The organism is Oceanicaulis alexandrii DSM 11625, assembly GCF_000420265.1.
Lineage (GTDB): Bacteria > Pseudomonadota > Alphaproteobacteria > Caulobacterales > Maricaulaceae > Oceanicaulis > Oceanicaulis alexandrii.
The window spans coordinates 778,132-792,781 of record NZ_ATUP01000001.1 but is presented as its reverse complement, the minus strand read 5'-3'; the positions used below and the strand labels follow the sequence as shown (position 1 = coordinate 792,781).

General features: G+C 63.4%; 13 protein-coding genes. 6 read left to right on the top strand and 7 right to left on the bottom strand.

The features are described from left to right. Nucleotides 1-127 precede the first annotated feature (127 nt). Complete coding sequence (locus G405_RS0103850) at nt 128-442, top strand: UrcA family protein (protein ID WP_022700185.1); 315 nt, start codon at nt 128-130, stop codon at nt 440-442. 87 nt (nt 443-529) lie between these two features. Here the strand turns inward: G405_RS0103850 and G405_RS0103845 are convergent, their stop codons facing one another. The 6 genes from G405_RS0103845 to G405_RS0103820 all read right to left on the bottom strand — a co-directional run bounded on the left by G405_RS0103845 (nt 530) and on the right by G405_RS0103820 (nt 5,235). Continuing rightward, nucleotides 530-943, bottom strand: a complete 414-nt coding sequence (locus G405_RS0103845; protein ID WP_022700184.1) for a PaaI family thioesterase — start codon at nt 941-943, stop codon at nt 530-532. Further along, nucleotides 940-1,452: a PaaI family thioesterase gene (locus G405_RS0103840; protein WP_022700183.1), complete on the bottom strand. Its 513-nt coding sequence runs from the start codon at nt 1,450-1,452 to the stop codon at nt 940-942. Before G405_RS0103840 ends, G405_RS0103845 begins: the two co-directional genes overlap by 4 nt. A gap of 42 nt (nt 1,453-1,494) precedes the next feature. Then, nucleotides 1,495-2,304, bottom strand: a complete 810-nt coding sequence (locus G405_RS0103835) for a response regulator (RefSeq protein WP_022700182.1) — start codon at nt 2,302-2,304, stop codon at nt 1,495-1,497. A gap of 76 nt (nt 2,305-2,380) precedes the next feature. After that, nucleotides 2,381-2,692, bottom strand: a complete 312-nt coding sequence (locus tag G405_RS0103830) for a DUF6460 domain-containing protein (RefSeq protein ID WP_022700181.1) — start codon at nt 2,690-2,692, stop codon at nt 2,381-2,383. A 41-nt stretch (nt 2,693-2,733) separates the two neighbouring features. Further along, on the bottom strand, nt 2,734-3,564 hold the full coding sequence (locus G405_RS0103825; protein ID WP_022700180.1) for a mechanosensitive ion channel family protein: 831 nt from the start codon (nt 3,562-3,564) through the stop codon (nt 2,734-2,736). Between the two features lie 51 nt (nt 3,565-3,615). After that, on the bottom strand, nt 3,616-5,235 hold the full coding sequence (locus tag G405_RS0103820) for a cisplatin damage response ATP-dependent DNA ligase (RefSeq protein WP_022700179.1): 1,620 nt from the start codon (nt 5,233-5,235) through the stop codon (nt 3,616-3,618). Between the two features lie 171 nt (nt 5,236-5,406). Here G405_RS0103820 and G405_RS0103815 point away from each other — a divergent pair, with 171 nt between their 5' ends. Both G405_RS0103815 and G405_RS0103810 read left to right on the top strand, forming a co-directional pair. Continuing rightward, nucleotides 5,407-7,056 carry an AbgT family transporter gene (locus tag G405_RS0103815; RefSeq protein ID WP_233345983.1) on the top strand — a complete coding sequence of 550 codons (1,650 nt, stop codon included), beginning with the start codon at nt 5,407-5,409 and terminating at the stop codon, nt 7,054-7,056. 57 nt (nt 7,057-7,113) lie between these two features. Continuing rightward, entirely contained in the window at nt 7,114-7,737 is a 624-nt protein-coding gene (locus G405_RS0103810) for a glutathione S-transferase family protein (protein ID WP_022700177.1), read from the top strand. Here G405_RS0103810 and G405_RS0103805 read toward each other — a convergent pair. Then, nucleotides 7,734-10,301 (bottom strand): ligase-associated DNA damage response DEXH box helicase, encoded by a 2,568-nt coding sequence (locus tag G405_RS0103805; protein ID WP_028284507.1) that lies wholly within the window; start codon nt 10,299-10,301, stop codon nt 7,734-7,736. The two genes, G405_RS0103810 and G405_RS0103805, sit on opposite strands and share 4 nt — an antisense overlap. A 103-nt stretch (nt 10,302-10,404) precedes the next feature. On the opposite strand from G405_RS0103805, the gene G405_RS0103800 reads away from it, so the two are divergent. From G405_RS0103800 to G405_RS0103790, 3 genes are all read left to right on the top strand, one after another. Further along, nucleotides 10,405-12,609, top strand: a complete 2,205-nt coding sequence (locus G405_RS0103800; protein WP_022700175.1) for a prolyl oligopeptidase family serine peptidase — start codon at nt 10,405-10,407, stop codon at nt 12,607-12,609. Between the two features lie 110 nt (nt 12,610-12,719). Continuing rightward, nucleotides 12,720-13,685, top strand: coding sequence for a hypothetical protein (locus G405_RS0103795; RefSeq protein ID WP_022700174.1), 966 nt, complete (start codon nt 12,720-12,722; stop codon nt 13,683-13,685). A 118-nt stretch (nt 13,686-13,803) separates the two neighbouring features. Then, nucleotides 13,804-14,565 carry a carbonic anhydrase gene (locus tag G405_RS0103790; RefSeq protein WP_233345982.1) on the top strand — a complete coding sequence of 254 codons (762 nt, stop codon included), beginning with the start codon at nt 13,804-13,806 and terminating at the stop codon, nt 14,563-14,565. Nucleotides 14,566-14,650: the final 85 nt, after the last annotated feature.

Genomic DNA, 14,650 nt, shown 5'->3' with positions numbered 1-14,650 from the left:
AAGCTGGCGCAAGTGTCACAGCCGCGTAGCAAAAGGCGGGCAATACGTCTCCCAGCCGGTTCCTCCGGCCTGGTTGGATCCGAGCCGCCACAAGAGCGGTTCGCTTACGAAATAAAGGACATCCCCGATGCGTTTCATCGCTGCCGCCCTGATCGCCGCCGCTTCCCTGACCGGCGCCGCCTCTGCTTCCGAAACCTCGAAATCCGTTGAAATTGGTTTCCGCGCCTCTGACCTGACGAATGTCGAGCGTCTGGAGACCCTGCGCGATCGTATCCGCAGCGCCGCTCTGAACGTTTGCGAAGTCTACGAAGCGCGCACCCTGGCCGAGCGCCGCATCGCGCGTGAGTGCATGATTGAAGCCCAGCGTCAGGGCGAATCCCAGCTGACTATCGCTGTCGCCCGCGTCAATGGCGTCATCGAGATGGCTGCAGAAGTTCGCTAGGTCCGGTTCGTCTCTTTGACGGTCTGAAAAGCCCCGCAGGATATCCTGCGGGGCCTTTTTGTCTGAGCGGACAGGGGCGGGCCTGACCTAGCCGTTCGCCTTCACCGGCTTGATCAGGAAATGCCCGTGCAGATTGGCGATGGGCGCGGCGCGGCGATCCTGCCAGGCGTCCACGCGGAGATTGGCCACGCGTGAGCCCTGCCGGGTGATGGACGCGCGAGCGTAGACATCCTGTGGTTTGCCCGGGCGCAGATAATCCACTGACACGTCAATGGGTTTGGGTAATGCGGCCAGCTCGGTGAAGGCCAGAAGCCCGGCCGAGGCCGTGATCTCCATGAAGGCCCCGATCGCGCCGCCATGAAGGGCGGGGATCAACGGGTTGCCGATCAGCCATTCGTCATAGGGCAGGATCGCAGTCAGTTCGTCGCCATGATCGTCAAAGCGAACGCCCATGCGGGAGACATACGGGCTCGACTGAAGTTTCAGAAGGCGATCATTCATGAGCGGGCGCCTCCGGTTTTCGTAGCGCCGGCCTGTTCATCGAAATCGGCCTTGGCGCGCTCGGCGGCGGCCTGGCTGACGCGGCTGACCATGAAGGCGGCATGGGCGGTCGCCACAGGGTCTTCCGTGTCGCCGTCATGGGCGAAGGCGCTGACAAAGGCGATCAGGCCGGACACCTTGATGGTCCTGGCGACGGCGATCACATCCTGACCCGGCCTGGCGGGGCGCATGTAATCAAGCCGCAAATCCAGAGTGGCGACCGCCTGATCCCCGCCGAGCCCTGCGAAGGCCGCGGTGCCGCAGGCATGGTCCAGCAAGGCTGTGACGACACCGCCATGCATGACGCCGGTATCGGGGTCCCCGATTGAGGCGTCTTGATAGGGCGCGCGGATCACGGCTTCGCCGGGGCTGACGCTGACCAGCTTCAGGCCCAGCGCCACGGCATGGGGGCTGCCGTCGACCAGAAGGCCGGCCAGCGTATCGAGTTTGTCTTGTAATGGGTCGCTCATACGCCCGCTTGTAATCAGATGCGGCGGAGCTTTCCAGCCTGATCAGTCGCGGACCTTGCGTCGCACCAGCGTTTCCAGGCCCTCGACCACTTCCATGCGCGTTTGCTCGGGCTCACCCTGCAGATCAGCCAGGCGTCCCAGGGAGGCGCGGTGCAGCTGGATGATCTCGCGTTCGCGCTCGCCCAACGCCTCGACGCTGGACAGGAAACGCTCCAGGGAGCGGCCGATACGGGCCGACAACTGATCGCCTTTGCGCAACATGTTGAAAATGATCGACTGGGCCTGAGCCCGAGCGGCTTGCAACGGCGAGGTCAGGCCGGCGGCCACATCCATGTCGCGTTTGAACGCGCTGGCGCGGGTTTCACCCCGCACACGGCGATCGGGACCATTATAATTCAGGGTCTTCACAAAGGGGCGGGGGCGCTGGGTGATCTCGGTCAGACGCTCGGTGACGGCGCGCGGAGAGACAGGGCGCAACGCCAATGTGTCAGCGCCGGCGTCGCGCGCCGCTTCGATGTCCAGAAGCGTGTTCTTGGTGGACAGGATCATGGCCGGGGTCCGGCGAGCGGCGCTTTTCGTGCGGCGCAGCTTGCGAATGGTGGTCGCCGCGTCGAGCCGGTCATCGCGCCAGTCCACCAGCATGACGGAATGATCTGCGTTCTCAGCAAACCAGATCGCAGAGTCAGGCGTGGTGCAGGTTTGAATGCGCTCCGCGCCCGCATACCGCAGGATATCCACGGTCAGGCGGCGTGAGAACGGCGTGGGATCGCACACGATGACGGCGCGCTGGCGCCAGTCGACGGCGTCGTCAGACGAGTCATCGTTAAAATCAATGTCGAGTTCAGCCGCCACTCTTCCCCCCAAAGGCATACCTTAGCCTTCGTACAAGAAAGAAGTGGAGATTGTCTTATGAATTCGAGGGTTAGTCTTACCGGCGGGTAAACGCCCGGATCAGGTGCACCGCCAGCCAGATCGGCAGGACGATGACCGCGCCCAGGAAGAAATAGCGCAAGGCCCAGCGCAAGGACGCGCCGATGGAGTCAAAGAAAGACGCCCAGGCTTCGCCCACGGTCTGGAAGAAATCCACCCACAGATCCGCAGGGTCGACGCGAAACACCGCCAGGACCAGGCCCACCAGCACACACAGGAGAACGACGACCATGAGGTCTGCGAACCGCACGCTCAGAATGCGATGGATCACGGACTGACGTCCGGAGGTCTGCGGTTTGTCTTCACTCATGATCGTCTGTGTCTCATGCAAATAGGGCGTAATCGCGGCGATCAGCCCTGTTTCTGGATTTCCACCTGGTGGGGGTAGGGGATCTCGATGTCATTGGCGTCGAACGCGATCTTGACGCGCTTGTTCATGTCAAAATGCAGATCCCAGTAGTCTGACGCCTTGCACCAGGCGCGCACCACATAATCGACGCTGGAGGCGCCATGGGCTTTGACTTCCACAAACAGGGCCGGCTCGGCCAGAACGCGGCTGTCGGCCTCGAAAGTGGCGCGCAGAACACCGATCACCTTGTCGATGTCATCGCCATAACCGGCCGAGAACACGAAGTCGCAGCGGCGGGTCGGGTAGGCGGAGAAGTTGGTGATCACATTGCCCCAGGACTGGCCGTTCGGGATGATGATCTGGCGATTATCGGGGGTGTTCAGCTCGGTGTAGAACAAGGTGATGTCCTTGACCGATCCTGCAACGCCCGCCACCTCGACATAATCGCCGATCTTGTAAGGGCGGAAGAAGATGATCATCACGCCCGCGGCCACATTGGACAGCGTCCCCTGAAGGGCGAGGCCGATCGCCAGTGACGCGGCGCCGAGCACGGCGACCATGGAGGTGGTCTGAACCCCGAACCGGGTCAGCACGGCGATGATCACAATCGCCAGCACCAGATATTTGGCGATGGACGCGAAGAAGCTCGCCAGCGTCTGGTCCATCTTGGGATTGCGATCCGGGATAGAGCGGATGGTGCGGCCGATCGCGCCCGCGATCATGAAACCGACGATCAGAATGATCCCCGCCATCGCCACATTCATGGCCATCTGCAAACCGATGGTGGTCAGGTATTCCTGAGCCCGTTGAAGATCAAAAGCGGAAGTGTCCATGAAGTGCGTCCCCAAATGTTCAGACGAAGGTCCTGATTAGAGCCTTGAATATCACTGTTTCGCCGAAGGTGTGAGAGGCTCGGGAAGCATTTTCACAACCGTGTCGAGCGTATCCGCCTCCCCCGCCGGCTTGTCCCAGCGAATGCGGTGAATGCGCGGAAAACGCATGGCGACGCCGGATTTATGACGCGGCGAGCGATTGAGACCTTCAAACGCGATTTCCAGAACCAGACCGAAATCAGGCCGTGCTGCAACGGATCGCACGGGACCGAAACGTTCGACCGTGTTGTCGCGCACGAATTTGTCGAGCCTTTTCAGTTCCTCGTCGGTGAAACCGAAATAGGCCTTACCCACCGGCGCCAGAACCTGTGCGCCGTCGTCTTCGCGCCAGACGCCGAAGGTGAAATCTGAATAGAAGCTCGACCGTTTGCCATGGCCGCGCTGGGCGTACATCAAAACGGCGTCAATCAGGAACGGGTCGCGTTTGTATTTCCACCACGGACCTTTGGGTCGTCCCGTCAGATAGGGGCTATCCTTGCGTTTGATCATCACGCCTTCAGCCTGAACATGGGGCGGATCAGCCCGCAGGACGTCAAGGTCGGACCAGTCCGAGAAGGACACCTTTTCAGAGAGGTCAATTCGCGTCGAAACGGTATGCGCCAACATGCGCTCAAGCCGTTCGCGGCGCTCTGTCAGGGGCAGGTCGCGCACATCGTCCTCGCCCTCCACCAGGATGTCATAGGCCCGTATGAAGCCGGGCAGGCGGGTCATCATCGCCTTGGAGACGGTCTTGCGATTAAGCCTTTGCTGGAGGTCGGAGAACGGCGCGACCTGCCCGTCTTCGGTGCGGATCAAGAGTTCACCGTCGATCGCCCCTTCGAAATCGAGCGCAGCCAGCACGTCGGGGAAGGTGTGGGAAATATCGTCGCCCGTACGCGTGTAGAGCCGTCTGACGCCGGCTTCGCTCACCGCCTGGATGCGAATGCCGTCCCATTTGTATTCGGCGAGAAAATCTTCCGGGTTCAGGCGCTCAAAGGCGCCGTCATCCACAGGATGGGCCAGCATGACCGGCCGGAAGGGCGCCTTGGCGGCGTTGACGGGTTTGTCGGCCGCGCCGTCGAGCCAGGCGAACAGGCTTTCATAGGGCGGCTCGAGCCCGTGCCACAGCTCTTCGATCTCGGTGATGTCCACATCGCCGAAGTGCGCCAGGGCGGTTTTCGCGAGTCGGGCCGAGACGCCGACGCGCAGCCCGCCCGTAACCAGTTTCAGAAGCGCCCAGCGGCTTTGCGCGTCCAGCGCATCCAGCCAGCTTTCAATGAGCGCAGGCGCGCCCGCGCGTGTCACCGTGCTCAGGCCGTCGATGACCTCGACCAGGTCCGGCGGGCGGTTCGCGCCATGCTGTTGCGGCCAGATCAGCGCGGCGGTTTCGGCCAGGTCGCCGACATAGTCATAAGACAGCTCGAACAGGACCGGATCGACCCGCTCGCTCACAAGGCTGCGGATGGCGGCGGCCTTGGCGGTCTTGAAGTCCAGCGCGCCGGTCAGCGCCGCCAGCGCATAGCCGCGGTCTGGATCAGGCGTCGTGCGAAAATGATCCGCCAGCAATCGCAATTTGCCGTTGCGCTGGGGCGTATAGGACAATCGGTCCAGAAGGGTGGCGAAGCGTTCCATGCCCAGACCATATAGGATCGCAGCTCGCTTTTGCCGCCCGGACGCCCATTCAGGTGATAACCCTATACGCTTTGGGTTTTCGTTTGCGCCGAGGCCCTGTATCCCTGTTTGCAATGAACAGGTTTAGCGGCGCGCTCAACATAAAGGGCCGCTGTGGTGATGGGGAGCATCATGAGCGAACAAGGGCGCGACAGCGCGCAAACCGAACACCAGACAGGCTTTCTGGGGCTGATTGAACGCACAGGCAATCGTCTGCCGGACCCGGCCTTTCTGTTTTTGTATCTGATCATCGCCATGGTGGTCATCTCGGTGATCACCGCGATGATCGGCCTGTCCGCGATCCACCCCACCCAGACCAATCCCGACGGCAGCGCGCTGATCGTGAACGCGCGCAGCGTGCTCAATTCCGAAAGCCTGCAGCACCTGCTCGTTGAAATGCCTGACATCTTCACCGGCTTCCACCCGCTGGGCTATGTGCTGGTGGTGATGCTGGGCGCGGGCGTCGCCGAACGTGCGGGCCTTTTTGGCACCGCCATGCGCGCGGCTGTGCGTGACGTGCCGAAAATGCTGCTAACCCCAGCTGTGGCGCTGGTGGCGATGATGGGCAATCTGGCGGCGGACGCAGCCTATGTGGTGCTGATTCCGCTGGCGGGCGTCATCTTCGCCGCCGCCGGGCGACACCCGGTTGCAGGCATCACGGCGGCGTTCGCCGGCGTGTCGGGCGGGTTCTCCGCGAACCTTCTGCCCGGCCAGCTCGACGCCCTGCTGTTTGGCGTGACCGAGGCGTCTGTGATCGCGCTGGTGCCGGACTGGACCATGAACATTGTCGGCAACTGGTATTTCATCGCCGCGATGACGTTTGTCTTCATGCCGGTGATCTGGTTTGTCACCGACCGCATCGTCGAGCCTCGCCTGGGTCCGTGGACCGGCGGCGCTTCCACTGCGGCTCAGGACGGCGAGGATGATCCCGACGCCCCGCTGACGGATGGCCAGAAAAAAGGCATGTGGCGGGCGCTCTGGGCGGTTCTGGGCGTGTGTTTCCTGTGGCTCTTGATGGCGGTCGACCTGGTCGCGCTCGTCAGCTTCGGCGCATTTTCCATGTATGGCGGCGACGTGCCGCTGCTCAATGAAGCCGCGCTTGAAGCAGGTCAGGGCGTCGCCATCGCCATGGTGCCGTTCTTCCAGTCTCTGGTGGCGGGCTTCATGATCCTGTTCCTTCTGGCGGGCGTCGCCTATGGCCAGGCTGCGGGCACGGTGAAAAGCCATCGTGACGTGGTCTCGATGATGGCCGAAGCCATGAAGGATATGGGCTATTATCTCGTGCTCGCCTTCTTCGCCGCCTATTTCGTGGAGATGTTCAACCAGTCGAGCCTGGGCATCATCACGGCGGTGAACGGCGCGAACGCCATCGAGCAATCGGGCCTGCCGCTGCCGCTGGTTCTGGGCCTGATCGTGCTGTTTTCGGCGGTGCTGAACCTGTTTGTGGGCTCGGCCAGCGCCAAATGGGCGCTGATGGCGCCGGTTCTGGTGCCCATGCTGATGCTGCTCGGCGTCAGCCCGGAAATGGCGACGGCGGCTTACCGGGTGGGTGACGGCTCCACCAACATCATCACCCCGCTGATGGTGTATTTCCCGCTGGTTCTGATCTTCTGCCGCCGCTGGGTGGACAATTTCGGCATCGGGTCCCTGACCGCCAGCATGCTGCCCTATTCGATCTGGCTTCTGATCTCGGGCATCATCATGACCATGGCCTGGGTGTTCCTCGGCCTGCCCCTGGGGCCGGGCGCGGAAGTGGGCTACGTCCTGCCGAACGCCAACTAATCAGATAAACGCCGGGGGCTCTGCTCCCGGCGTTTTCATTCAAGTCCGGAGGCGCTCATGCCTGTTACGCTGCACCATCTCGAACTGTCCCGCTCCGAACGGATCATCTGGCTGCTGGAAGAGCTGAATGCGCCCTATGAGATCAAGCGCTACAAGCGCGACCCGCAAGTGCGCCTCGCCCCGCCCGAGCTGGCGGAGAAGCATCCGCTGGGCAAGGCGCCGCTCTTGGAGCTGGAAGACGGTACAGTGCTCGCGGAAACCGGCGCCATCGCGCAATACCTGCTGGATACGTTTGACCCCGACCACGCTTTGCACCCCGCGCCGGATGCGCCGGGGCGCTTGAAATTCCTGGAATGGATGCACGCTTCGGAAGGCGCGGTCTTCCTGCCCTTCCTGATGAGCACCTATTGCGAGGCGACGGGGCTCAAGGACTCCCTGCTCGATCAGTTCATGGAGGGCGAGCGCGCCAAGGCCTTCGCCCATATCGAACGTCATCTCAGCCAGAATGATTATTTCGCAGGCGAACAATTCAGCGCCGCAGATTGCCTGATGGGCTTCCAGCTCGACGCGATCTCAAAACGGGGCGGCGTGAAAGACGGCTCGGCCCTCAAAGCCTGGCTCGACCGGGTGCAGCAGCGCGACGCCTATAAGGCCATGCGCAAGTTGACGGCGGAGGATTAAACCTTCATCGCCTCAGCGATCAGATCCTCGCTGGCGTCTTCCAGGATGGCGTCCATCGCCTCGCCATGACGGATGGGCTCGCGGCCCACTTCCAGCATGACGGGGACGGCCAGCGGGCTGATCTGATCCAGATGCACCGCCTCCACATGCCCCGCCACGCGCACCAGCGCATCTGACAGGCGGCGCACGTCCAGCAGGCCCGCGGCGGCGTCCGCCCAGGCGGCCTGCATCAGGATGTGATCAGGCTCATGATCGCGCAGCACATTATAGATGAGGTCGGCGGAGAAGGTGACTTGCCGACCCGTCTTCTCCTGCCCCGGAAAGCGGCGCTCGATCAGACCGGCGATCAGCGCGCAGTTTCGGAAGGTGCGCTTCATCAGATCGCTTTCGGCCAGCCAGGCGTCGAGATCGTCGCTCATCATGTCTTCGGAAAACAGCGCGCTCATGTCGACATCTGAGAGGTCTTTCCGCCCCCAGACCGCCAGCGCATATTCATTGGCCACAAAGCCCAGGGGCTGCTTGCCCAGGCGCTCGAGCCGCCGCGTCACCAGCATGCCCAGCGTCTGGTGCGCCAGCCGACCTTCAAATGGATAGCAGACCAGCCAGGATTTACCCGCGCGCGGAAAGGTCTCCACGAGCAGGCTGTCGGGCGCAGGCAGCTTTGATTTCAGTTTCTGGATCTCCAGCCAGTCGCGGACCTGTGTGGGCAAAAGAGTCCAGCGGTCAGGATTGTGCACCAGCTCGCGCACGCGGGCGGCGAGATAGGTGGAATAGGGGAATTTGCCGCCCTCAAAGCTGGGGATTTTCGGATTTTCCGCGCTCGACCGGCTGACCAGGCAGTCGCCGCCGCTCACCCCTTCAAAGCTCAAAATCTGACCGGCGAACATGAAGGTGTCGCCGGGGCTGAGCTGATCAGTGAACCATTCCTCGACCTGACCCAGCATCTTGCCGCCCATCAGGGTCGAGCCCTGGGCGCCGCCCGCGCGGGAGACTTCGCCCGGCCGCACCAATCCCTGGTGACCGCGCCCGTGTCGGGGCTTTGACGCGCCGGTCCTGCGCGCCAGTCGGACATTCAGCATGGGCGCTTCAATGATGGTGCCCACATTCATGCGGTGGCGCTGGGCCACATCGCGGTTTCGAGCGCGCCAGAGCCCGTCGCGGGTCTTCACCAGGCGCTTGAACCGGTCATAGCTGCCCAGCGCATAGCCGCCATCGGCGATGAAAGTCAGCACCCGGTCAAAGGTCTCGCGGTCCAGCTCGGCATAGGGGGCCGCTGCGGTGACTTCAGAATACAGCGCATCGGCGTCGAACGGATCGCCGCAGGCGCGGCCCATCACATGTTGCGCCAGAACGTCCAGCGCCCCCGCTTTCAGCGGATCGCCGTCGAGCGCGCCGGCCAGCACCGCTTCGCGGGCGCAGGCGCATTCCAGATGCTCGAACCGGTTTGTGGGAACCAGCACAGCGCGGCTCGCCGCATCGAGCCGGTGATTGGCGCGGCCCAGACGCTGCAGCAGCCGCGAGGTGCCCTTGGGCGCGCCCATCTGGATCACCAGATCCACATCCCCCCAGTCGATCCCCAGATCGAGGGTGGAGGTGCAGACCACGGCCTTGAGAACGCCCGCACCCATGGCCGCCTCGACCTTGCGGCGTTGCTCGACCGACAGCGAACCATGATGAAGCGCGATGGGCAGGTTGTCGTCATTGATGGACCACAGCTCCTGAAACACCAGTTCGGCCTGCGACCGGGTGTTCACGAAGATCAGGGCCGTGCCCGCGCCTTTGATTTGCTCGTAGACGTCCTTCATGGCGTGGCGGCCCGAATGTCCCGACCAGGGGATGCGCTCGTCGGGCGTCATCACCTCGACCTCCGGCGCCGCGCCGGCGCTGCCGCGGACGATGCGGGCGAAGCGAGCGTCCTCGCCTGAGCCTTGCGCTGTCAGCCAACGCGCATGGCCCATTTCATCCTTCACCGTAGCGGACAGGCCCACCCGGCGCATCTTGGGCGCATAGTGCTGCAAGGCGGCGAGGCCCAGCGCCAGCAAATCGCCCCGCTTGGCGGGCGCGAGGGCGTGCACCTCGTCAATGATCACGCATCGCAGATCTTCAAAAAAGGCGCTGGCGTTTTCCTGGGCGCAGAACAGCGCGATCTGTTCGGGCGTCGTCAGCAGGATGTCGGGTGGTTTGGCGCGCTGGCGCGTGCGTTTGGAGGCGGGCGTGTCGCCGGTGCGGGTCTCGACGCGCAAGTTCAGCCCCATCTCCTCGATCGGCGTCATCAGATTGCGCGCCACGTCCTGGCTCAGCGCTTTCAGCGGGCTGATATAGAGGGTGTGCAGGCGGTGGGGGCGATCCTTGCCGCCGGCGTCGGCGATCTCAGCCAGATCCATCAGGCTGGGCAGGAAGCCGCCCAGCGTCTTTCCGCCGCCCGTGGGCGCGATCAGCAGCGCGTCTTCGCCCGCTTGCGCGGCGGCGACCATCTCGCGCTGGTGCGCGCGCGGCGTCCAGCCGCGGCGTTCAAACCAGGCTTCAAACCGATCAGGCAGGGCGGGCAGGCGGGCGTGCTTCATCCGCGAAAGAGATAGCATGCGCGCAGGGCGGGCACAGTCTTTCCTCTGCGCGCGTCTCGCCCTAGTCTCCTGCGCAACACAATAACCCTCGAGGAGACGCCCGATGCGCGCAGCCCTGTTCGCCTTCGCATCCGTTCTGGCCCTGACCGCTTGCAGCCAGCCGGCCGCCGAGACTGAAGCGCCCGCCGAAACGCAACCGGTGAGCGCTGAACGCGTAGAGATCGCGGCGCCAGCCTATCCGGAAACCCGCACGGTGGACCAGGTGGATGTCTATGCCTCCGCCGCCGAGGGCGAAGTGGCGGTGTCCGACCCGTATCGCTGGCTGGAACAGGATGTACGCGTCTCTGAAGATGTCGCGGACTGGGTGACCGCGCAGACCGAAACCACCAACGCCTATCTCGACCAGCTGCCCGGTCGCGAGCGCATTGCCGAGCGCTTGGCGGAGCTGTGGAATTACGAGCGCTATGGGCTGCCGACCTCGCGCGAGACCGCAGACGGGCTTCGCTATTTCTTCTCGCGCAATGACGGGCTGCAGGACCAGTCGGTCTTCATGGTGCAGGACGGGATGGAGGGCGAGGCGCGCGCGCTCATCGACCCCAATGAATGGGCGGCGGACGGCACGACGGCGCTGGCCGGCACGGTGCCGAGCCCCGACGGCACCAAGCTCGCCTATCTGATCGCCGATGGCGGTTCGGACTGGCGCTCGATCCGCGTGATGGATGTGGAGACCGGAGAACAACTGGGCGATGAGATCGAATGGGTGAAGTTCTCGCCCTTGAGCTGGGCCAAGGACGGCTCGGGCTTTTACTATTCGCGCTATCCTGCGCCCGAAGAAGGCGAAGCGTTCACCGCGCTCAATCTCAACCAGGCGATCTATTTCCACACGCTGGGGACCGATCAGAGCGAAGACGTTCAGATCATGGCTGATCCCGACGCCCCAGACGTGGGCTGGCGCGGGTCTGTCAGCGATGACGGGCGCTATCTGATCATCAATTCCTCCACCGGCACGGACGGCAATGGCGTGCATGTTCTCGACCTTGAGGACGAGGGCGCGGCGCCGGTCGAGATCTTTGAAGGCTTTGGCAACAACCATGGCTATGTCGGCAATGACGGCGAGACCTTCTTCTTCCAGACCGATCTTGGCGCGCCCAATGGCCGGATCGTTTCGGTCTCTCTGTCAGACCCTGAAACCCTCACGGATGTGGTGTCCGAAGGCGACGGTCCGATCACAGGGGCGGACCATGTGGGCGGACACCTGATCGTTGAGACCATGCGCGATGTGGCGAGTGCGATCAGCGTCTATACGCCGGACGGCGCGTTCGTTCGCGAGGTTGAGCTGCCGGGCCTGGGCGTGGCCTCGGGCTTTGGCGGCGACCCTGAACGATCCGAGACGTTTTATGCCTATGAAAGCCTGAATCAGCCGCCGGCGCTCTATCGCTATGATGTGGTGACGGGCGAGAGCACGGTGTTTCGCGCGCCGGACCTGACCTTCAACCCCGATGATTATGTGGTCAGCCAGACCTTCTATGAGAGCACGGGCGGGGCGCGCATTCCGCTGTTCGTGGCCCATCACCGCGATGTGGACCCCAATGGCGTGCGCCCGACACTGATCTATGGCTATGGCGGCTTCGCCATCACGCGCCGTCCGGACTTTGACGTGCGGCGCTTGCAGTGGATGGAGATGGGCGGGGTGTACGCCATCGCCAATCTGCGCGGCGGGTCGGCCTATGGCCGCGACTGGCATGACGCCGGGCGCCTCGCCAACAAGCAGAACGTCTTTGACGACTTCATCAACGCCGGACACGCCCTGATCGACATGGGCTGGACCAGCCCCGATCACCTCGCCATCCATGGCCGCTCAAATGGCGGCCTTTTGGTGGGCGCGGTGGCCAATCAGGCGCCGGACCTGTTCGCGGCGGCCCTGCCGGCGGTGGGCGTGATGGACATGCTGCGCTTTAATCAGTTCACCGCTGGCCGGTTCTGGGTGGATGATTATGGCAACCCGCAAGATCCTGAGATGTTTGACGTGCTCTATGGCTATTCGCCCTATCACAACATCCCGCAGACGGGCGCGTATCCCGCCACCCTGATCACCACGGCGGACACCGATGATCGCGTGGTTCCGGGCCATTCGTTCAAATACGCGGCCGCTCTTCAGGCGGCCCAGACGGGTGACGCCCCGACCCTGATCCGGATTGAAACGCGCGCCGGGCATGGCGCCGGGACGCCGGTGTCAAAACTGATCGAGGAAGCGGCGGACCGCTGGGCGTTCATCGCCTATCACACCGGGCTCGAGATCGAAGAGTAGAGCGCTGTCAGAGTTTGACTTGAAAACCCCGGAGCCTGGCTCCGGGGTTTTTTGTCTTCCGGACCGACGCGAGCTAAAGTGGAACCTCAGTTATTTAGAGTGAGGCTATCATGAGCGACGCAGAAAACCTGGACCGCCTGGAAGCCTTGTTTGAGGCTTTGCGGGCGGCGCGTCCGCGTCCTGAAAAGCTGGCCGCCTGGCTGTCCGCCTCCACCTTGCTGACCCGCGAGGAACCGGCTGAAGTGTTGGCGAAGACCGTGGGCGAGACATACGCTCAACTGCGCGCCGAGCTGGGCTGGCGTTCGCCGACCGGCGTTTTGCGCTGGCTGTACGCCGCCATGTTGATCCAGAGCGATGTGCAGGTGGAGCGCTTTCTCGCCGCCCGGGCCGCGGTGCGCGGCGGTGCAAGCGGCTACAAGCGGATGAGCCTTCATGCTGGCGGGGCCCGCGCAGCCTTGATGCTCTGCATCGGGTCAAAAGACGACACGCCGGTCGAGCGCTTTTTCGAGATGCGCGACGCCTTGGCGCCGCCCTGGTGGCGCGCGAATGCTGCGGTGACGGACACTTATGCAGCGATCCATGCGGCGCGGGGCGATGATCCATCCGAGGTGCTGGCGCGGCGCACGGCTGCGGAAGAGGTGTTTCACTCTCATCCCCGCGCCCGCGGCCATCGTCGGGACGGCGCCAAGTTGTGCGCGTTGCTCGGGGTCGATCCTCGCGAGGCGCTGGCGCGGTTCAAGGCTCTGGATGCCGCGCGACAGACGTACAAACCCTTGCGACGCTACGCGTTCCGTCAAAGCTATCTGCTTTGGGCAGTGCAAGGGCTGACCGTGGAGGACGCCCTCGCTATCGATCGGGTGCGGGAGGCTCTGCCGCGTTCGGTCAGCTCGACCGGCGGGGCGCGCACAGCCCTGGCTCATCTGGTCCACACCGCAGGCCGCAACGGCGCCCAGGATGGCGCGCTCAGTGCGATGGACGCCGTGATCGCGGCGCAGACCGCCATGATGGTGTCTGTGATCGCCGCCACCAGCGTTGTGACGACCACGAGCGCCAGCTCGAACGGATCAAGTACTTAAGGTCGTATTGACTCTATCATTCGCAACTCTGTGACGAGCCGTTAACCGGAGCAGGCGGACACTTCTGCCCGCACCGATTTTCGTGCGCTCAAGTCTACGGGACAGGTTGGAGTTGTTTATGCGTACGAGTTTTTTGACAGCCGTGATGGCGACAACGGCGAGTGTCGCGCTCAGCGGCGCTGCGAGCGCACTCGACCATCATGGTCACGCCTCCTGGGGTTATGACGGCGAGGGCGGACCAGAGCATTGGGGCATGTTGTCTGCCGACAACGCCTCATGCGGCAGCGGCCACGAACAATCGCCGATCGACCTGCACGCCGTCAGTGACGTCGCAGGTTCCGTACCTGCGCTCCATTGGGATGCGGGCGAAGGTTCTGTCACGGATAACGGCCATACGATCAAGGTGGGTCTTGAAGATGCCGGATCCTTGCATCTGGACGACCGTGACTATGACCTGGTCCAGTTTCATTTCCACGCTGGCAGCGAACACACGGTCGACGGTCAGCAATATCCGCTGGAAGTTCACTTTGTGCATGCCTCTGACGACGGCCATCTGGCGGTTGTGGGCGTGTTTTTTGAGGAAGGCGCCGCCAATCCGGCGCTGGACGCGATCTGGGCTGCGATCCCCCATGAAGGCGAGCATCATGAGGTCGACGATGTCGATCCGGGCGCGTTCCTGCCCGATGATCGCAGCGCCTGGCGCTATGCAGGATCACTGACCACGCCGCCCTGTTCTGAAGGCGTGGCCTGGACGGTGATGCAGACCCCGATCACCGCGTCTGCGGCTCAGATCGAGGCCTTCACCGCGCATTACTCGAACAATTTCCGACCGGTTCATGCGCTTCATGCGCGCACCCTGTCTGCGGGCGATACGCACTAGCTTTGCCCGTATTCGGGCGGCGCTGCTTTCTCTCCCCCCTCGAGCAGCGCCGCTCACCTCTCCTCAGGATCATTGGTTTCCCGGC